The sequence below is a fragment of the Edaphobacter bradus genome (genome assembly GCF_025685645.1).
Classification (GTDB): domain Bacteria; phylum Acidobacteriota; class Terriglobia; order Terriglobales; family Acidobacteriaceae; genus Edaphobacter; species Edaphobacter bradus.
The window spans coordinates 519,023-538,145 of the sequence record NZ_JAGSYF010000003.1 but is presented as its reverse complement, the minus strand read 5'-3'; the positions used below and the strand labels follow the sequence as shown (position 1 = coordinate 538,145).

The window sequence follows — 19,123 nt, the reverse complement described above, 5'->3', positions numbered from 1 at the left end:
GTTAACTACCTGTGGCATACTGGATTTAATGGCCAACGTGGTCCGGCCGTCACAGCTATGCCGCCCGTAATCCAGCTCGACGAGCAGCAGCGGCCGTCCCTGCCGGACGTGTTCGCCTCGGTGCGCCTGACGCAGTCGCGGGGCTTCTGGCGGCGGGTGCTGGGCTTTGTCGGACCGGGGTTCCTGATCTCTGTCGGCTATATGGACCCGGGAAACTGGGCGACGGACCTTGCCGGAGGGTCGCGTTACGGGTACACGCTGCTGTTCGTCATCATGCTCTCCAACTTGATGGCGATTCTGCTGCAAAGCCTCGCGTTGAAACTCGGCATTGTGGCAGAGAGAGACCTGGCCCAGGCCTGCCGTGAGCGATACAGCCGGCCAACTGCGCTCTTTCTCTGGGGCTTTGCGGAGATCGCGATTGCAGCGTGCGATCTGGCTGAAGTGATCGGGTCGGCCATTGCGCTGCAATTGCTCTTCCACATCCCGCTTGTGTTCGGTGTCATTCTGACGGGCGCGGATGTATTGCTGCTGCTGTTGCTGCAGAATCGCGGCTTCCGTTATCTCGAGGCTCTGGTGATTACGCTGATCGCGACGATCGCCGTGCTGTTCGGGATCGAGACGGTGCTCTCGCACCCGGAGTGGGGAATGATCGCGGGTAACCTGTTGCTGCCGACCTCGGCCAGCATAATTACCAACCCTGGCATGCTCTATATCGCGATCGGCATTCTGGGGGCGACGGTGATGCCGCACAATCTATATCTTCACTCGGCGATTGTGCAGACACGCAACTACGCGCGGACGCCGGAAGGGAAGCGCGAGGCGATTCGCTTCGCCAACCTGGATTCGGCGATGGCGCTGATGCTTGCGCTGGTTGTGAATACTGCGATTCTCGTCGTTGCGGCCGCTGTCTTTCATCGCAACGGACATTTTGAGGTAGCCGAAATTGAAGACGCTTACAAGCTGCTGTCGCCGATGCTGGGCGTCGCGGGCGCGAGCACTTTGTTTGCGGTTGCCTTGCTGGCTTCAGGGCAGAACTCCACGATTACGGGCACTCTCGCAGGCCAGGTGGTGATGGAAGGGTTTCTGCACATGCGCCTGAAACCCTGGCTGCGAAGGCTGATCACGAGATCGCTCGCGATTATCCCCACCGTAATCATCACGATCCTGTATGGCGCACGCAGCACCGGCAAGCTGATCATCTTGAGCCAGGTGATCCTGAGCATGCAGCTCAGCTTTGCGGTCTTTCCGCTGGTCGCGTTTACCAGTGACCGCAGCAGGATGGGCGAGTTCGTCAACGCGCGGTGGCTCAAGTATCTGAGCTACGCGGTAGCCTTCCTGATCGCCGGACTGAATCTCTGGTTGCTGGTTCAAATCTTCCGCGGTCACTGATCCCAATTTGAGCCGGTGCTTGACGGAAAACAAGGACGGTGGAGGCAAAGAGAGGGTGAGTCCGGTAGTCTGTAGAGCGGGAAGGCCCTTACTAGCGCAGGCCCGGCTCAGAGGCGAACCCACGGAGGGCGTTTCAGCGGCATGAGTTTCAATCCAACGACGGACGGAGCGGCAGGCGGAAGGCCGCCGATCCTGGTGACTGGCGGCGCCGGCTTTATCGGTTCGAACTTCGTTCTCGACTGGCTGGCGGCCAATGCCGGGCCGGTGGTCAACCTCGATAAGCTGACCTACGCCGGGAATCCGGAGAACCTCGCTTCCATCGCTGACGATCCAGGTTATACCTTCGTCCAGGGAGACATCTGCGACGCCGCGCTCGTGGCCAGGTTGCTTGACGAGCACAGGCCGCGCGCCATCATGCACTTCGCTGCCGAGAGCCACGTCGATCGCTCGATCCTCGGGCCGGAGGCGTTCCTGCGCACGAACATCGATGGAACCTTTACGCTACTGCAGGCTGCGCGCGCCTACCACGCCAGTCTCGCCGGCGAAGAGAAAGAAGGGTTCCGTTTCCTGCACGTCTCCACCGACGAGGTCTACGGCACGCTCGCGCCGGACGATCCTGCGTTCCACGAGGAGACGCCGTATGCACCAAACTCGCCCTATGCTGCGTCGAAGGCGGCGAGCGACCATCTCGTGCGCGCCTGGGTGCATACCTACGGGCTGCCGGCAATCATTACGAACTGCTCCAACAACTATGGACCATACCAGTTTCCTGAGAAGCTGATTCCGTTGATGATTGCCAATGCCCTTAAGGGCAAGCCTCTGCCAGTCTACGGCGACGGCCAGCAGGTTCGCGACTGGCTCTTCGTCCTGGACCACTGCCGCGCACTGCGCAAGGTGCTCGAGCGCGGCCGCGTCGGCGAGACGTACAACGTCGGTGGAGGCAACCAGCGCAGCAATCTTGAGGTGGTGAAGACGCTTTGCTCACTGCTCGACGAATTGATGCCGCATTCGAGTTTCCGCCCGCACGCACAACTCATCACCTACGTTGAAGACAGGCCTGGGCACGATCGCCGGTACGCGATTGACGCGCGGAAGATCGAGAGCGAGCTGGACTGGCGCGCGCAGGAGAGCTTTGAGACTGGCCTGCGAAGGACAGTCGAGTGGTATCTGGCCAACTCGGTCTGGGTGGAGAACGTGACGAGCGGAGCTTATCAGCATTGGGTGAAGCAGAACTATGCGGCGCGCTCAACGGTTACGGAGGGCGCGCGATGAAGGGAATCATCCTGGCCGGAGGCTCGGGGACGCGCCTGCATCCGGTCACGCAGGCAGTTTCGAAGCAGCTTCTGCCGATCTACGATAAGCCGATGATCTACTACCCGCTCTCGGTGCTGCTGCTGGCGGGGATTCGCGAGATTCTTGTGATCTCGACACCGGAGGACACGCCGCGCTTTCGTCAGCTGCTGGGCACGGGAGAGCAGTGGGGCATCCGCCTGGAGTACGCCGTGCAGCCAGCTCCCGACGGGCTCGCGCAGGCCTTTCTGATTGGCAAGGAGTTTCTCGCCGGCGAGCCGTGTTGCCTGGTGCTAGGCGACAACGTCTTCTACGGGCACGATCTTCCCAAGACGCTCCGCGCAGCCGCCGCACGCCGCGAGGGTGCGACCATCTTCGCGTATCCGGTGCACGATCCGGAGCGCTATGGAGTCGTCGAGTTCGACGCTCAGCGCCGCGCGATCTCTCTCGAAGAGAAGCCGGCGAAGCCGAAGTCGCGTTATGCGGTCACCGGCATCTACTTTTACGATGCGCAGGTGACTGGCATCGCTGAAGGGCTGAAGCCTTCCGCGCGCGGCGAGCTTGAGATCACAGACGTCAATCGCTGGTATCTCGAGCGCGGACAACTCACCACAGAGGTGCTCAGCCGCGGAATTGCGTGGCTCGATACTGGTACGCACGACTCGCTGCTCGAGGCCGGCACGTTTATCCAGACGATTGAGACGCGGCAGGGACTGAAGGTCGCCTGCCCGGAGGAGATCGCCTACCGGCTCGGCTACATCGACGCGAATCAGCTCAGGGAGCTAGCTGGCAGGATCGCGAAGAGCAGCTACGGGCAGTATCTGCTGCGGCTGCTCGAGGAGACGGTCTACTAGCGTGAACGGCCCTTACAATTTGCCCGAGGCTCGAACCATTCTGGTGACTGGCGCGACCGGTCAGGTCGGAGGCGAGCTTCTGCGTTCACTGACTCCCCTTGGCTGGGTCACGGCGCCGTCGCGGACCAGGATGGACCTCGCCCGATTTGGCTCGATCTCCGAGACGATTCGGGCGCTCAAGCCGCGCTGGATTATCAACCCGGCCGCGTACACCGCGGTCGATAAGGCTGAGAGCGAGCCGGAGCTGGCGTACCGCATCAATCACGATGCTCTGACTGTTCTTGGCGCGGAGGCGAAGCGGATCGGCGCCGTCGTCGTCCACTTCTCGACCGACTATGTGTTTCGCGGCGACGGCGAGAGGCCCTGGGTTGAGACCGATCCCACTGCGCCGCTCAACGTCTACGGGGCGAGCAAGCTTGCTGGTGAACAGGCTCTAGCGGCCAGCGGCGCTGCTCACCTCATCTTCCGCACCAGCTGGGTCTACGGAGCGACGGGCAAGAACTTTCTTCGGACCATCCTCAAGCTCGCCCGCGAACGTGAGACGCTGCGTGTCGTTTCCGACCAGCACGGCGCGCCCACGTGGAGCCGCGATCTTGCCGAGATGACGGCCTCGGCCATCCTGCACTGCGAGGCCCAGGCGACGCTTGGCAATCGCTCGCTGGTCGAGGCGGTGGCAGAGCTGAACGGCGTCTATCACGCGAGCGCCGCAGGAGGGACGACCTGGCACGGCTTCGCCTCGGAGGCCGTGCGGCTGATGCACGAGAGGGAGCCGGCGACCAGATTCGCCACCATCGAACCCATCGCGACGGCGGATTATCCCACTCCTGCCCGGCGTCCTGCCAATTCGCGGCTGAACTGCGACCGGATCGCATCCACTTTCGGCTGCAGAATGCCCGGCTGGCAGGATTCGCTGCGGGCCGTGCTCGGCGAGCTTTAGCGGCGGCCGACTCTGCTAGGCTGAGAGTTGCAGGGAATGTCGACAATACAGGCAAACAGAGCACTCTTTCTCGATCGCGACGGAGTTGTGAACGTCGAGGTCGGCTATCTTCACCGCATCGAGGACGTCCGGTTCGTTCAGGGGATCGTCTCGCTGTGCCGCACTGCGATGGAGTTGGGCTACAGGCTGGTCGTGGTCACCAACCAGGCCGGGATCGCGCGCGGGTACTACACGGAAGACGACTTCCTGACCTTGATGGAGTGGATGCGCGCTGAGCTGCGCAAACATGGCGTCGAGTTCGACGCAGTTTACTTCTGTCCCTTTCATCCTGAGCACGGCGTCGGTGAGTACCGGCGCGAACACGAAGACCGCAAGCCCGGAACCGGAATGCTTCTCCGCGCCGCGAAGGAGTTCAGTGTGGACCTCGCGCAGAGCGTGATGGTGGGCGACCGTTGCTCGGACATCGCGGCAGCTAATAGCGCTGGCCTGCGGCAGGCGTTTCTGGTCAAAGGAACCGAAGCGGCGGGATGTCCGGGAGAGTGCTTTGCGGTGGAGTCGCTTGCCGAGGTTGAGCGATGGCTGGCCCGGCAGGGTTGACCACCGTCATTTCTTGCGCCTGAGCTTTGGCGGTATCGACAGTTTGTCTGCCCCCTTTCTGGGGGGATACCCCCCCATCCCCCTTTACTTTATGTAAGTGCATTGTTTTCATTTATTTGGTGAAACCATGTTCGCTAAAATCTTGAAAATGCTTGGGTTAGCGTAAAAATCTTGATCTAAAAAGAGATAAGGCCGGGGACTAGCTCCCGGCTTTATCTCTTTCTGTGCTTCTTCTATTTTAGTGAATTGAGGGAAACTACTCTGCCACTTTGCGTGGGTTTTATTTTTTAATTGGAAGTGGTTTATTTTGTTTTGCTTGGTGGATTTGGGCGAGATGTTGAAGGGCTTTTGGGGCTTGACAGGATTTCTGTGGAAATCTGTGGGTTGTTGGAGCTAGCTTCGTTGTTGAGTGACGGTTGGAAGCAGTGCAAGTGCAACGGCGAACGCAAAGGACGCGAAGGTGGCGCAAAGTACGCAACGGCTCGGAATGACATCGGTCGTGAATGGCAGGGGCTGGCTGGCTCTAGGGCAGCTCGGCTGAGGCGAAGAGGGTCCCCTGAGCGTCCTTGGGGCTGACCATGGGTATCAAGTGGCCGAGAGCTTCGAGGGGCCAGGTGATCTGGAGGGTGGGATCGTCCCAGAGGATCGTCCGTTCGCCTTCGGGGTAGTAGGGGTTGGTGGTCTTGTAGAGGACCTCGGCCGTGTCGGAGAGCACCAGAAAGCCATGGGCGAAGCCCTCCGGGATCCAGAGCATCTGGATCTCGCCGGAGTCGTTGAAAGGCTTGAGGTGAAAGCCGGCCCAGCGGCCAAAGTCGGGGGAGTTGCGGCGCAGGTCGACAGCGACGTCCCAGATGTGGCCGGAGAGGACGCGGACCAGCTTCCCCTGAGGCTTACCAAGCTGGTAATGGAGACCGCGAAGGACTCCTCTCACGGAGTAAGATTGGTTATCCTGAACAAAATGCGAGGGGAGACCAGCGGAAGAAAAGGCAGCCTGGCTGAAAACTTCGCTGAACCATCCGCGACTATCCGCGAACCTTCGGGGTTGAAGAAGCTTAACATCGGTAACTGGAGTCTCGAAGACCTGCATCTAAGCAGTTTATTCGCAACCGGCAGCATGGGGGCCGCCATGTCAGGACACTGTCCCAAAGTGGTACGAAGAATTTGCGAAACTGTTAGGTCTCTGTGACATTTGCGTGGAGCAAGACTAGTAAACTGCAAGCGTTGTAGATGTCGCTACACTAAGCAAGAGAAGAAATCTGAAGTAAATTTTCCCGGTTGTCGATAAACAGACCAGATTCACCGGCGCGCAGACGCCACGGGCAATAGCTGAGCTGATTGGCATTCGCGGGTCTGGGGTTGAAACACCCCTGGTCGAGCGGTTTGCCACGACTACCAGGCACGACCAACCGCTATGAGCACCTCCCGCGAGGACAAGCGCAGGACGGGGGCCATACAGATATAGGATTGCAATGCAGGACTCTCAATCTCCCCAGCACATTGCGACGCTCGAAAATTCCTATACGTATCCGGAGATCAGTACCCGGGCCCTCGTCAGAAACTCACGGGTGACGATAGGGCCAGCGGCGGAGTTTCGGTACAGAGTAATCAAGCGCTGCATGGATGTGTTCCTGGTTGTGGCTGCCTCGCCGCTGATTTTGGTTGCGATCGGTATCGTTTCGTTGATTGTGAAGCTGAACTCCCCGGGCCCGGTATTCTATTCCCACAGGAGGATACGGAAGAGCGGCGGGTTCTTTTCCATGTGGAAGTTCAGGACGATGTGCGTGAACTCGACGGAGATTCTTGATGAGCATCTTGCGCGGAATCCCAAGGCCCAAGAGGAGTGGACCAAGACGCACAAACTGCGGAACGATCCGAGGATCACATCGGTCGGGAGGATCTTGCGGCGGTACAGTCTCGATGAGCTGCCGCAGTTCTGGAACGTGCTGATGGGACAGATGAGCCTGGTGGGGCCGCGGCCGATTGTGGCGGCGGAGGTGGAGAAGTACGCGGAGGGATTCAACTGCTACTGCCGCGTGAAGCCGGGATTGACCGGCCTCTGGCAGGTCTCGGGGCGCAGCGAACTGGATTATGCAGAGCGAGTGGCGCTGGACTGTGACTATGTGAACCGATGGTCGTTGCGCAGGGATGCTGTGATTCTGCTGAAGACATTTTCGTCCGTGATCAATCAGGACGGAGCGTACTAGCAGAGCGTTGTGAAGAGGTAGGAGCAGGTGCAGGTCGCCATCGTTCATCATTGGTTCGTGACGCGAGGCGGCGGGGAGCGCGTCGCGGAGTGCATTGCTTCGCTGTTTCCACAGGCTGAGATCTTTACTCTGCTGGTCGATTCGCGCGGGACCCCAGATGGGCTGCGTCATCGCGGGATTCATACCTCTTTTCTGCAGAAGATTCCGTTAGCAAAGAGCTACCACCGGCACATGATGCCGCTGTATCCGGCCGCGACGGAGGGGCTGGACTTGCGAGGATTCGACCTCGTGATCTCCTCGGACAGCGGGCCGATCAAGGGAGTGCGGGTCGACCCTGAGGCGGTGCACATCTGCTACTGTCATTCGCCGATGCGCTATCTCTATGACGGATATGAGGCTTACCGCGCGCAGATGGACCCGGTGACACGGGCGGCCTTTACGCTGATGGCGGGCCGCATCCGGGACTGGGACCGCGAGGCCGCAGAGCGCGTGAACTACTTCATTGCCAATTCGCGATACGTCGCCGATCGCATCCATCGGGTTTACGGACGCGAGAGCACGGTGATTCATCCACCGATTGATCTTGATCGGGCGCAGACCTCGTCGAGGCCGGAGCAGCATTATCTGTGCGCGGGACGTCTGGTGGGATATAAGCGGACGGAGTTGATGATTGAGGCCTGCTCGCGTCTGGGCCGTACGCTTCGGATTGCAGGAACCGGGCCGGAGGAGGCGCGGCTGCGCAAGACCGCGGCGTCCGGGGTGACGTTTCTGGGGGAGCTTTCGACCGAGGCATTGTGGCGTGAGTATGCCGAGTGCAGAGCGCTGTTGTTTGCCGCGGATGAGGACTTCGGGATGGTTCCTCTGGAGGCCCAGGCTTGCGGCCGCCCTGTGATTGCGTATGGCGTCGGAGGATCGCTGGAGACGGTGCGCGCAGGAGAGCAGGTTGCCGCAGGTGAGGCGACGGGAGTCTACTTTGGGGAGCAGACGGTAGACTCGCTGATCGACGGAATTCTGCGATTTGAGGCTGCGGAGTCTGCCGGCGCGTTTGATCCGGTGGCAATTCGGAGATGGGCTGCTGGGTTTTCCACCGAGGTGTTCTTGCAGCGGATGCGGGAGTTTGTGATGTCGGTGGTGCCTGAGGCAGAGAGTTCGATGGCTCTGCCGGGGACGAGATAAGGTTGTGAGTATGGAAGGGCTGCGGGACATTCTGAGGAGCACCCTGGGGCAGAGTCTGCGGGCGATGAGCGATGAAGACCGCATCGCGGCAGCCTGGACGGTGGCGTGCGGGCGCGCTCTTGCGGAACGGGGAACCGTCGTGGGATTTGTGGATGGCGTGGTCCACGTCGAGGTCGCAGACGCTGCGTGGATGCGGCAGATGGTGAGTATGCGGTCGCATCTGGAGGCGGAGGTCCGCAGGATCGCTGGGGCGAAGGTCGCCGGGATACACTTTGAGGAGAAGAAGTTTGGAGCAGTAGTCCGAAAGAGGAAAGACAGCAATGAGCGAACAGGCCGGCGTAACCCTCGATGACGTTCGACGGGTGGCGGAGTTGGCAAATCTGGAGTTGACCGCGGAAGAAGAGCCGCGCATGCAGCGGGACCTTAACGCGATTCTGGGGTACGTCGCTCAGTTGAATGAGCTGGATACGAAGAGCGTGCCCCCGATGGCGCAGGTCGGCGAGGTGCTTGGCGGCGATATGTCGAAGCACGGGGAGACGCTGCGGCAGGATGCACTGCAGCCATCTGTGGACCGGGTTCCGGTGATGGCTGCCGCTCCCGAGACAGACGGGCGATTCTTCAAGGTTCCCAAGGTGATTGAGCGGTAGAGAGCGGAAGAGAGAGTTTGGAGACGATGAATTCAGGTCTTGCTGGTTTGACGATTGATAGCATTCGCGCCGCAGTGGCGGCAGGCGAGACGACGGCAACGAGCCTTGCAGAGCTGCACTACGCGCAGATTGCTGAGAAGGACAGTGCGATCAATAGCTACCTCTCCCTGAGCCGGGAGCGGGCTCTGGCGCAGGCGTCGAGGATCGACGAGATGGCGGCCAGGGGACAAGGGCTGCCTCCGCTGGCTGGTGTTCCGGTGGGGATCAAGGACGTGCTGGCGATGCAGGGAGCGCCGGCGACAGCGGGGTCGCTGATCCTCAAGGGGTATCGGCCGCCTTACGATGCGACTGCTGTGTCACGGCTGGAGGCCGCGGGAGCGGTGCTGCTGGGCAAGCTGAACTGCGATGAGTTTGCCATGGGCAGCTCGAATGAGAATTCGGCATATGGGCCGGTCCGGAACCCGCGGTCGACAGACAGGGTGCCGGGCGGGTCGAGCGGAGGCTCGGCGGCTGCGGTGGCCGCGAACCTTGCAGTTGCGTCGCTTGGGACGGATACGGGAGGGTCGATCCGGCAGCCTGCGGCGTTTTGCGGCGTTGTCGGAGTGCTTCCGACATATGGGCGGGTGAGCCGCTATGGATTGATTGCCTTCGCTTCGTCGCTCGATCGGGTGGGGCCGCTCACAAAGAACGTCAAGGATGCCGCGACTGTCCTGCAGGTGCTTGCGGGACAGGACCATCTGGACGCAACGTCTTCCGAACGGCCGGTTGGGAACTATGTGGCGGGGTTGGAGAAGCCGGTTGAAGGACTGAAGATCGGTGTGCCGGAGGAGTACTTCGGCGAGGGATTGGATCCTGAGATTCGGGCTGCGATCGAGAAGGTCCTCGACGGCCTCAAGGACGAAAAATGCATCGCTAAGCCGGTGAGTCTTCCGCACACCAAGTATGCGATTCCGACTTATTACGTCATTGCGACGGCGGAGGCGTCGGCGAACCTGTCGCGGTTTGACGGCGTGCGGTTTGGCCTGCGGGATGGCGATGCGAAGGCGCTCGCGGATATGTACCGCAAGACGAGAGACGCGGGGTTTGGAGCCGAGGTCAAGCGGCGCATCCTGCTGGGAACCTACTCGCTGAGCGCGGGGTACTACGATGCCTACTACAAGAAGGCGCAGCAGGTTCGGACGCTGCTGACGCGCGACTTTCTGGCGGCGTTTGCCGATGTGGATGTACTGGTAGCTCCGGTAACTCCGACGCCGGCGTTCCGGCTGGGAGAGAAGACGGACGATCCGGTGAAGATGTACCTAGAGGACATCTACTCGGTGGCGGCCAGTCTGGCGGGTCTGTGCGGCGTGAGTGTTCCTTGCGGTGAGACCAGGGACGGTCTTCCCATCGGTGTGCAGATACTCGGCAAGCACTTCGACGAAGAGACGATGCTGCGTGTGGCGCAGGCGGTCGAGACGGAGCAGGGTCGGCAGGCAGGTATGGCGAGCGACTAGGCCGAAGTGGCATAACTCAGGGTATCGTCGAGGTTTCGCCCTGCTTCTTCGGGACCGGCCTGGAAGGAGCATTCGGGTATGCTGGAGGCAGTCAATGGACCGAGGACTCGTCTCGGCATTGCGCGCCGTCCAGTCCATCGAAGGCAGAGGACTTTGGCTGGTCGTCAGGAGTAACGGATTTTGCGAGGATTCAGGAAGATGCAGTCAGGCTCACCCGCGTTGTTCAAGCTTGCGTGTGTGGTTCTATTGACCGTTGGGAGCGCAGCGTTTGCTCAGTCAGCAGACCCTACTCAGATTCTCGGAAGCCTGTCGACGCAGCAGCCGACTGCGTGCAATCCAACCGATCTAGGATGCGGGGTGCAACCCAGCGTCGAGACCAATACGCAGCAGACCAGTTCTCAGCAGCAGCAGCGCAATCAGGGCATCTTTCTCGGACAGGAAAATACGCAATACGGCAATAACAATAACAATAACAATAATAATGAAACGACGCCCCAGACGACGTCGAGGTTGAACCAGAGGGAGCAGGTCCGTCTGCCGCTGGATTCGCCAACTGAGTTTCAGCAGTTTGTGGCGAACTCGATCGGGAGATCGCTGCCTGTTTATGGGGCGTCGCTTTTCCGCAATCCGCCGACGACCTTTGCGCCACTGGATCTGGTGCCGGTGACGCCGGATTATCTCATTGGTCCGGGTGACGAACTTCTGATCCGGGCATGGGGACAGATCACGCTCAACGGCCGCTACCTGGTTGACCGCTCTGGCAACGTCTATATTCCCCAGGTTGGCGCTGTACGTGTTACCGGAATGGCGTTTGGGCAGGTGCAGGATTACCTCAAGAGCCAGATGAGCCGGGTCTTTCGCAACTTTGATCTCAACGTGAGCATGGGGCAGTTGCGTTCGATTCAGGTGTTTGTGGTCGGGCAGGCCAGGCGGCCGGGAACCTACACGATCAGCTCTCTGAGCACATTGGTTAATGCGCTGTTTGCGACAGGCGGCCCGTCGCTGCAGGGCAGCCTGCGCCATATCCAGTTACGCCGGGCGGGAAAGACTGTTGTCGAGTTCGATCTGTACGATCTTCTGCTGCACGGTGACAAGTCGAACGACGCGCCGTTGCTGCCTGGGGATGTGATCTACATTCCGCCTGTGGGGGCCCAGGTTGCGGTATCTGGCAGCGTCAATGTCCCTGCGATCTATGAGTTGAAGTCGCCGGGGAACACGACGGTCGACGATATGCTGCAAATGGCAGGCGGCCTGACGAGTGTCGCGCAGGGAGAAAAGGTTCGTCTGGAGCGCGTCGACAACCGCAGGACGCGGAGCATGATCGAGGTGGCGCTGGACGCCCAGGGAAAGGCGACGACGCTGCAGGACGGCGATCTGCTGGAGTTTGTGGCGGTGACGGGAGAATACAAAGACGCGGTGACGCTTCGGGGTAACGTGGCGAATCCGGGGCGGTACGCGTGGAGAACCGGCATGCGTATTCGCGACCTGCTGCCGGACAAAGAATCTCTCATTACGAGGGACTATTGGCTGAAGCGCAGTAAGCTTGGCCAGCCGATGCTGACTTACGTCCCGACGTGTCTTCCCACGTCCGGCTATGGGATTCCGAGTTTGCGCTACGGCCTTCCCTTCGGAGAAGAGGGAGACAACCCTAACTGGAGATACTCATCCACGAGAAATATGAACCTGTTCGGTCTTCCTTTTGGGAACCAGGAAGGCGTTTCTGAGAAGAGATCTGACACGGAAGACGTCGATTCGTCGACAACCGACGGAGCCCTGGACTGCGGAGAGATTCCGAGCACAGCGACATCCGCGACGGGCAACAACGATCGGTACACTCCGCCCTCGGGGGCCTCTCAGACGCCTCAACAGGCGACATCCACCCAATCAGGTACGGCCAATGCGAGTGTCGGTCCCAGCGTGGCCAATTCTTCGTCAGGAAAGTTCCGCCCGCGCAACGACGTCAAGCTGAACGAGCCGGATATTGATTGGAGCTACGCTGTCATTGAACGACAGAGCAAGGAAGATCTGACGACATTTCTGCTGCCGTTCAATCTTGGTAAGCTCGTGCTGCAGGGCGACGCTTCGCAGAACCTGGAGTTGCTGCCGGGAGATGTTGTGACGATCTTCTCCAAGGCGGACATCCACGTTCCACAGGCGGAGCAGACTCGATTTGTGCGTCTGGAGGGAGAGTTCAAGTCCTCGGGAATTTACAGCGTGAGGCCCGGGGAGACTCTGCGGCAACTGATTCGACGTGCCGGAGGCCTGACACCGGACGCCTACCTTTATGGAGCGGAGTTCACGCGTGAGTCGACGCGCCGCGAACAACAGCAGCGCTTAAATCAATATGTTGATCAGATCGCGCTTCAGGTGAGCACGAATGCTACGAACAACGTGGGCCAGGCCATTAGTGCACAGGACGCGGCGGCTCTGGCCGCGGCGCAACAGCAAGGCCAAAGCGTGGTGAATAGCCTGAGGCGAGCAAAAGCGACCGGCCGAATCGTGCTTCAGATTCCTGCCGACAGCCAGGACCTGGATCAACTCCCAGACCTTCCGTTGGAGGATGGAGACAAGTTTATTGTGCCTCGCATCCCGTCAACCGTGAACGTCGATGGAGCGGTTTACGATCAGAACTCTTTTGTCTTCAATCCTCACAAACGGCTTGGAGATTATCTGAGGGAGGCAGGTGGCGCGAACCGCGATGCCGACAAGAGTCGCGCGTACGTGGTTCGGGCGAGCGGCGCTGTCATCAGCAAACAGTACAGCTCGAGCCTTCGAGGAAGCGGATTCGAGTCTCTGCATCTCTATCCGGGCGATACGATCATTGTGCCTCTCAATCTTGATAAGGGCAGAACGATACGTCTTATCGTAAACCTGGCGCAGATTGCCGGTCAGCTAGGAATCGCCATAGCCGCGGGTAACGTAGTGTTTAGGTAGCCAATGCCGGAGAGGCGTTCGCGTTGGGGCGTTCTGGAAGCAAGGTCAGCTTGAGATTTGAGGCCGAAGACAGTGCAGCCGAGGGAACAAAGATGCAATGCAGCGAAGTGAGGGGCTACTAGGATGGAAGAGCGGACCCTTGCCACACATGACGAGAATCTCTCGGCGACAACCCTCGGTGAGCGGGAAGAGGCACTCGCGCAGGAAGACGAGATTGATCTGCTCGACCTTCTCCGCGTACTGCTGGCCAACAAATCACTGATCCTGAAGTTCGCGTTTGGGCCTGCGGTCTTAACTGCCATTGTGTTGGTTCTGATGAAGCCGACCTATACGGCTGAAGCTTCCTTTCTGCCGCCAAACTCCATGACATCCGGGCCTTCCGCACTGCTGGGGCAATTGGGTGCGTTGAGCGGAGCAGGAAGCGCCCTGGGTGGATTCAGAGATCCGACGCAGATTTATGTAGGCATGCTGAAGAGCCGCACTGTCGCTGACGACATTATCCGTCAGTTTGACCTGGCAAAGGTCTACAAGACCAAGAAGCTGAGCCAGACGGAGAGAGCACTCAGGCTCCACAGCGACTTCACTGCGGGAAAAGACACGATTGTCGTGATCAGCGTTACGGACCATGACCCGAAGCGCGCGGCCGATCTTGCGAATGCGTATCTTGCCGACCTTCATAAGCTCAGCGACAGAATCGCCATTACCGACGCGGGCCAGAAACGGCTCTTTTTCGAGAGGCAACTGGAGAAGGAAAAGAACACGCTCTCCGATGCGGAAGTCGACTTGACCAAGGTGCAGCAACAGACAGGGATGATCCTTCCCGGGGGGCAGACGCAACTGCAGCTTCAGACGATCGCGCGGACGCACGCTGAGATATCAAGCCGTGAGGTGCAACTTGAGGCTCTGAGCCAGGCGGCTACAGAGCAGAATCCCGAGGTGATCCGTCTTCGCTCCGAAATTGCCGGGCTTAGAGCGGAGTTGGGAAGATTGGAGAACTCCGGGAAACAAGGGGGATCTGGTAACGTCGAGGTTCCGACTTCCCGGGTTCCCGGGGCAACGTTGAACTATGTGCGCAAGGCTCGTGAAGTGAAATATCACGAGGCTCTGTATGAGTTGTTGCTACGGCAGTATGAGTCCGCTCGACTGGATGAGTCACGTTCGGCTCCTCTCATGCAGGTCGTCGATTATGCAGTCGTGCCAGATACAAAGTCAGGCCCTTTGCGCACTCTGTTTACGTTGCTGGCCTTTGTGCTAGGGGCGTTTCTCGGGCTGGTCTGGGTCGTTGTGCGATACAGGCTTGGGGCGCTGTCTCAGGATCCCGATACCAGGGCGAAACTCGCCGCCGTGCGCGACGCTTCTCGATGGCGAAGACATGCCTGATCTGTCAGGGACTGGTTGCATGAATCGGATCGGTCTCAGGCGAGGGACTTACTCGTGAGGCAGTTTGTTTGATGAGCTTCTGCTGGGAGGCAGAGGAAGCGACAAGAGCTGCTGAGCGAAGCGCAGTGGACGGTGAACCTGTCGTGCCTAGACGGAGGCGCCTGGGCTCGCGACTGAGACACGTCATCGCCGGCGATCAGTGGAAGTATTCGCCGCCTAATCGCCATGGAGATGGGCAATCTTGTGTGGCCATTCAGGATGGGCCATACTGAGAGCAGTGAGAAATCACCGTCAGAGAGGAAATCGCCGCTGGTGCGGAAGGCACTCCTAATCAAGTTTGGTGCAATTGGCGATGTGATTATGTTGCTGCCCGCGGCGCGGGCCTTGTATGAGTCGGGAGCGCATATTGACTGGGTCTGCGGCTCGATGGTTCAGCCTCTGCTCGAATGCTATTCCTGGATCAGCTTGTTGCCGGCAGACGACCGCAAGATCCTCACGGGCAACCCCTGGGAAAGAATGAGCTCGATTGCGGATCTGTGGCGGAGAGTTTCAGGAGAGCGGTACGACCTGTGTGCGACTCTCTACTATGACGATCGCTACAAGTTCTTATCGCTTCCCGTAAGAGCCGCGAAGAAGCTGACGCTTTCCCGAAGTTCCCGCGACAGGCTGCTCATTCCAGGCCGCAATCACGCAGACGAGTATGCCAGGATTCTGTTGGGCAAAGATGACGGCTGGAGCCCGGAGAGCATCGCACCGATTCGCCCGGACAGGCTGCCGGGGCCGCCTCCATTGCCGGAGAAGTCACGTACCAGAGTTGCCCTGGTCCCGGCCGGCGCGAGCAATATGCTGCGACAACAGGCTCTGCGGCGGTGGTCGGCGGAGAGTTATGCCGAACTCGCGAAGGTGCTTCTCGCGAGGGGTTGGGAGGTCGTGTTGCTGGGCGGCCCTGACGACGCCTGGGTGCGACCCTACTTTGAGAGTCTGGCTGTGAAGGACTGTATTGGTGCGCTTACCCTGCCGCAGGTGATTATGGCTTGCGATCAGTGTGATGTTGTGGTCTCGCACGATACAGGGCCGCTCCATCTCGCGGGACTGAGCCACGCTGCAATCGTTGGCCTGTTTGGTCCGACGGATCCGGGGAACTTCCTTCCGCGCAGACCGTATGTGACGGGGATCTGGGGAGGAGTCAACTTTGCCTGCCGGCCCTGTTATGACGGCAGGAACTTCGCTCCATGCAAGCATAACGGCTGTATGGAGCAGATCAGCACACAGCTGGTGATGCGGGAGATCGATTCCTTGCTGGAGCGAAAGGCGGCTGGGCTGGCCTCGCCTCCGCGGCTCATCCTTCCTGAGGTCTAGTAGAGGCGGACTAGCGGCGCATCGACATATATTCCTGCAGTTGAGCGGCGCCTCTCGCGATGAGACTGCGAGGGGCGCCGCTCAGGATGACACTCTCAACGTAAAAATCAAATGTCTACCCGGGTGCTATTGTTGATAGGCCCTAGCGGTCGACGCGAAGTTTGGGTTCCCAGGTGAGTTGGAGCCATCCACTTACGTTGTGATGGGAGCCGGGCAGGTACGAGGGGATCAGGAAGCGCTCGTATTGGGTGAAAAACTGCGCGCGAAGACTGGGACTGAAGGCGTAGGAGCCATTGAGAAATCCATCGGTGATGGTTGCCCCTCCGGGAAGGAACGCGGTTCCGCCTTTGTTCTGGCGGTAGCCGGCTTCGATGCGCGTGCGGGAGGAGAACCAGTATCCTGTACGGCCTTCGATTGCGCGAGCGTCACGTCCGATGGCGTTGCCGAGGAGGAAGCCTTTGTTCGTGTTCGAGTCCCGATACTGATTGTTGATGAAGTAGTGGAAGCCGCCGAAGTCGGTGAATAAGCCGGTTGAACTGACTGCTTCTGCTCGAAGATCCATGTGCGGAAGCCATGGAAGACGAGCGAAGTAGATGCCAGGATTCCATACTGCGCGCCGCGGCGCGGCGATGGGGTTGGGATCGTCGTCGGAGTACGCATCGGCGTAGAGTGTGACAATCTTGCGCAGGCCGGGAAGACGATATCGGAAGTCAAAGTTGCTCTTGCGATCGCCGGGATCGGTGCGATCGCCAAATTCGCCGCTTCCTCCCCCTATGCCGTTTCCAGTGGAATTGAAGCTAAAGATGTTATTTAGAAAGCTGTGCAGCGTGATCGGGTGGCCGATTCCCCAGAAGACCGACCATCGCGTAAAGCTTATCTCCAGATTGTCGCCGAAGTTAAAGTCAGCCTTTTGGCCGTTGTACCAGGGGCGCTCCGGGTAACGATGCCCGGAGAGCTTGCCCAGAACAATGTCGAAGCGATAGGTGCCCCATGAGGGCACAAACGGGAGCGGATGGGGCCGCGTTGAGACGAAGCGGAGGCTGTAGGTTGGCTCGGCGTTGCTGGAGAAAGCGAGCGGTCCCATGACCGTTGGTCCCCAGTAGATCTGCTGCTTGCCGAAGGAGAGCGCGTTTCCTGCGAAGGCAACTCCGCCGTAGAGCTCTATCGGCCTTTGCCGGTTGAAGGCGGGAGTGCTTGTGGGGAGGGGGGATGGAAGCGGCGTGCCGTCGAGGTGGGAGATGAACTGGTAGACCTCTGGAGAGTACGCCGCGGTGCCGGGGCCGTGCTGGAACTCTTCACGGCTGTAAAAGAAGAGGCGTCCGTGATGCGCGCGGACGGAGAAACCGGCGATGAAGCTTCCGCCGCGGCCGAGCGGGCGGCCGAAGTCGTTCCACCAGGTCTGGCCGAAGTGGTAGCTGTCGGCGAGCGCGGGGCCTGCGATGGTTCCGTAGCGGGCGTAGATGGACTCCAGTGCTAAGGATTGGTACGCTGCCGGCTCTTCCTCGAACTCGTGGCGCAGATCGACGATCAGGCGGTTGGCTTCGTCGATCAGGCCCGTGCTCGATCCTTCCCGGTCGATGAGGTCTTCGGCTTGGCGGAGCTGGCGAAGGCATTCCTGGCGCGTCCAGGGACGGATGGCGATGCTCTGGCTGGGGACGAGGCCGAGGGCGGCAAGTCGCTCGAGCGCAGAGTAGACCCAGCTGTCCATCGGTACGTTAGTCGAGCCGATGGTGTCAGGATCGGCGTCGAAGGTGATGTCGTTGCGGCTGGGCAGAGACGGCGGAGCGAGGCTGGTGATGGCCTGGTTCAGCGGATCGACGGCTGCGGCCGCTGCCGCGGGAGTTGTTGCGGGGGAGGACTGCGGTAGTGGACTGTTGTAGCGGAGAAATGGCTGCGATTCGTAGGGGTTGACGTTGTGGTCGTGGTGAGCGCGATAGACGTAACGTCCTATGAGCCAGCCGGTTACGCTGCCGACGAGGACGTCGGAGGGAAAGTGCTGCTCGGCGAGGACTCGGCTGACGCTGACGGTTGAGGCCAGGCCGTAGACGGCGAGGCGGGGGAGCCAGCCGGGATACTCCGATCCGACGACGGCGGCCATCGACCAGGCAGCGGTGGAGTGATTGGAGGGAAAGGAGGAGTCGAGGTTTTTGGCGGAGAAGAAATCTCCTGCAGCGTTGTTGACGGTGGGGCGGTCGCGGCGAAAAACGAGCTTAAGGGCCTGATTGACGACAAGGCTGTTGGCGAGCGCTTCGCCGGCGAGCAGGCCGGTCTCATGGGCCTGTGGGGCGTGGTTGACGAGGCTCACCAGGTAGCCGGTGGCGGGGATGGCGCCGAGGGCGACGACAGCTCCGTTGGAGAGATTGTTGGCCTTGTTCTGATCGCTCGAATTGATGTGAATGGCCCGGGTCATGGTGTGCTGGTCGGATCCGATCAGCAGGCCGGTGGAGATACCGAAGGGAACGAGCCACAGGGCGTCGTCGGGACGGAGACGGAGCGGACTGGTCCAGATGGCTTTCTGGTCGTTCAGGATACGCCTGGGCGTTCCGACAAAAGTGACCGGCTCCGGCTCTCTGGCGGGCGTAGAAGCGGCCGGCTGCGTGATGACAGCCCGCGGCTGTGGCTGGGGCGCATCGGGGATGGAGCTTGAGGAGGCGGTGGGTTCAGCCGGTGTGTAGCTTTGTGCGAAACTGCAGGTTGCCGCAACCGTAAGTAGCAGATTCATCGCCAGATAGGAATGCAGGGGAGGTCTTCTGGGGGCAACAGGCATAGGGGAAGATCGAGGCGGCTGACTGCGTCAGGCGAGCAGCCCTCTGGGAGGAGGCTACCATAGCGCGGCGGCGCGGCGGCTCTCTATGTGAGCTGG

15 protein-coding genes are annotated in these 19,123 nt (G+C 60.1%); 13 read left to right on the top strand and 2 right to left on the bottom strand.

Annotation, left to right across the window (positions count from 1 at the left end):
* The first annotated feature begins 57 nt into the window (after positions 1 to 57).
* The 5 genes from OHL16_RS14560 to OHL16_RS14540 all read left to right on the top strand — a co-directional run bounded on the left by OHL16_RS14560 (position 58) and on the right by OHL16_RS14540 (position 5,067).
* Positions 58 to 1,389: an Nramp family divalent metal transporter gene (locus OHL16_RS14560; RefSeq protein WP_263367898.1), complete on the top strand. Its 1,332-nt coding sequence runs from the start codon at positions 58 to 60 to the stop codon at positions 1,387 to 1,389.
* 141 nt (positions 1,390 to 1,530) lie between these two features.
* Positions 1,531 to 2,661 (top strand): dTDP-glucose 4,6-dehydratase, encoded by a 1,131-nt coding sequence (rfbB, locus tag OHL16_RS14555; RefSeq protein ID WP_263367897.1) that lies wholly within the window; start codon positions 1,531 to 1,533, stop codon positions 2,659 to 2,661.
* Positions 2,658 to 3,533 (top strand): glucose-1-phosphate thymidylyltransferase RfbA, encoded by an 876-nt coding sequence (rfbA, locus tag OHL16_RS14550; protein WP_263367896.1) that lies wholly within the window; start codon positions 2,658 to 2,660, stop codon positions 3,531 to 3,533. The genes rfbB and rfbA overlap by 4 nt, the downstream gene beginning before the upstream one ends.
* A 1-nt stretch (position 3,534) precedes the next feature.
* Entirely contained in the window at positions 3,535 to 4,470 is a 936-nt protein-coding gene (gene rfbD, locus OHL16_RS14545) for a dTDP-4-dehydrorhamnose reductase (protein ID WP_263367895.1), read from the top strand.
* Positions 4,471 to 4,506: 36 nt separating this feature from the next.
* Positions 4,507 to 5,067: a D-glycero-alpha-D-manno-heptose-1,7-bisphosphate 7-phosphatase gene (locus OHL16_RS14540; RefSeq protein ID WP_263367894.1), complete on the top strand. Its 561-nt coding sequence runs from the start codon at positions 4,507 to 4,509 to the stop codon at positions 5,065 to 5,067.
* Between the two features lie 523 nt (positions 5,068 to 5,590).
* Here OHL16_RS14540 and rfbC read toward each other — a convergent pair.
* The gene (gene rfbC / locus OHL16_RS14535; RefSeq protein WP_263367893.1) at positions 5,591 to 6,154 is read right to left on the bottom strand and encodes a dTDP-4-dehydrorhamnose 3,5-epimerase; all 564 of its coding nucleotides are present in this window, start codon (positions 6,152 to 6,154) and stop codon (positions 5,591 to 5,593) included.
* A gap of 382 nt (positions 6,155 to 6,536) precedes the next feature.
* Here rfbC and OHL16_RS14530 point away from each other — a divergent pair, with 382 nt between their 5' ends.
* The 8 genes from OHL16_RS14530 (at position 6,537) to OHL16_RS14495 (ending at position 16,260) form a co-directional block, all read left to right on the top strand.
* A complete protein-coding gene (locus tag OHL16_RS14530; RefSeq protein ID WP_263367892.1) occupies positions 6,537 to 7,271 on the top strand; it encodes a sugar transferase in 735 nt (244 codons plus the stop codon).
* Between the two features lie 27 nt (positions 7,272 to 7,298).
* Positions 7,299 to 8,447 (top strand): glycosyltransferase, encoded by a 1,149-nt coding sequence (locus OHL16_RS14525; RefSeq protein ID WP_263367891.1) that lies wholly within the window; start codon positions 7,299 to 7,301, stop codon positions 8,445 to 8,447.
* A gap of 10 nt (positions 8,448 to 8,457) precedes the next feature.
* Positions 8,458 to 8,799, top strand: a complete 342-nt coding sequence (locus OHL16_RS14520; RefSeq protein ID WP_263367982.1) for a DUF721 domain-containing protein — start codon at positions 8,458 to 8,460, stop codon at positions 8,797 to 8,799.
* Positions 8,768 to 9,094 carry an Asp-tRNA(Asn)/Glu-tRNA(Gln) amidotransferase subunit GatC gene (gene gatC, locus OHL16_RS14515; RefSeq protein WP_263367890.1) on the top strand — a complete coding sequence of 109 codons (327 nt, stop codon included), beginning with the start codon at positions 8,768 to 8,770 and terminating at the stop codon, positions 9,092 to 9,094. Before OHL16_RS14520 ends, gatC begins: the two co-directional genes overlap by 32 nt.
* A 26-nt stretch (positions 9,095 to 9,120) precedes the next feature.
* On the top strand, positions 9,121 to 10,587 hold the full coding sequence (gene gatA / locus OHL16_RS14510) for an Asp-tRNA(Asn)/Glu-tRNA(Gln) amidotransferase subunit GatA (RefSeq protein ID WP_263367889.1): 1,467 nt from the start codon (positions 9,121 to 9,123) through the stop codon (positions 10,585 to 10,587).
* A gap of 198 nt (positions 10,588 to 10,785) precedes the next feature.
* A complete protein-coding gene (locus OHL16_RS14505) occupies positions 10,786 to 13,521 on the top strand; it encodes an SLBB domain-containing protein (protein ID WP_263367888.1) in 2,736 nt (911 codons plus the stop codon).
* 123 nt (positions 13,522 to 13,644) lie between these two features.
* The gene (locus tag OHL16_RS14500) at positions 13,645 to 14,901 is read left to right on the top strand and encodes a GumC family protein (RefSeq protein ID WP_263367887.1); all 1,257 of its coding nucleotides are present in this window, start codon (positions 13,645 to 13,647) and stop codon (positions 14,899 to 14,901) included.
* Positions 14,902 to 15,213: 312 nt separating this feature from the next.
* Positions 15,214 to 16,260, top strand: a complete 1,047-nt coding sequence (locus OHL16_RS14495) for a glycosyltransferase family 9 protein (RefSeq protein ID WP_263367886.1) — start codon at positions 15,214 to 15,216, stop codon at positions 16,258 to 16,260.
* Between the two features lie 142 nt (positions 16,261 to 16,402).
* Here OHL16_RS14495 and OHL16_RS14490 read toward each other — a convergent pair whose 3' ends face one another.
* Entirely contained in the window at positions 16,403 to 18,982 is a 2,580-nt protein-coding gene (locus OHL16_RS14490) for a capsule assembly Wzi family protein (protein WP_263367885.1), read from the bottom strand.
* Positions 18,983 to 19,123: the final 141 nt, after the last annotated feature.

Coding starts and splice junctions, on each gene's coding strand:
- OHL16_RS14560 (WP_263367898.1), top strand. CDS start 58: ATGCCGCCCGTAATCCAGCTCGACGAGCAGCAGCGGCCGTCCCTGCCG.
- rfbB (WP_263367897.1), top strand. CDS start 1,531: ATGAGTTTCAATCCAACGACGGACGGAGCGGCAGGCGGAAGGCCGCCG.
- rfbA (WP_263367896.1), top strand. CDS start 2,658: ATGAAGGGAATCATCCTGGCCGGAGGCTCGGGGACGCGCCTGCATCCG.
- OHL16_RS14540 (WP_263367894.1), top strand. CDS start 4,507: ATGTCGACAATACAGGCAAACAGAGCACTCTTTCTCGATCGCGACGGA.
- rfbC (WP_263367893.1), bottom strand. CDS start 6,154: ATGCAGGTCTTCGAGACTCCAGTTACCGATGTTAAGCTTCTTCAACCC.
- OHL16_RS14530 (WP_263367892.1), top strand. CDS start 6,537: ATGCAGGACTCTCAATCTCCCCAGCACATTGCGACGCTCGAAAATTCC.
- OHL16_RS14520 (WP_263367982.1), top strand. CDS start 8,458: ATGGAAGGGCTGCGGGACATTCTGAGGAGCACCCTGGGGCAGAGTCTG.
- gatC (WP_263367890.1), top strand. CDS start 8,768: ATGAGCGAACAGGCCGGCGTAACCCTCGATGACGTTCGACGGGTGGCG.
- gatA (WP_263367889.1), top strand. CDS start 9,121: ATGAATTCAGGTCTTGCTGGTTTGACGATTGATAGCATTCGCGCCGCA.
- OHL16_RS14505 (WP_263367888.1), top strand. CDS start 10,786: ATGCAGTCAGGCTCACCCGCGTTGTTCAAGCTTGCGTGTGTGGTTCTA.
- OHL16_RS14500 (WP_263367887.1), top strand. CDS start 13,645: ATGGAAGAGCGGACCCTTGCCACACATGACGAGAATCTCTCGGCGACA.
- OHL16_RS14490 (WP_263367885.1), bottom strand. CDS start 18,982: ATGAATCTGCTACTTACGGTTGCGGCAACCTGCAGTTTCGCACAAAGC.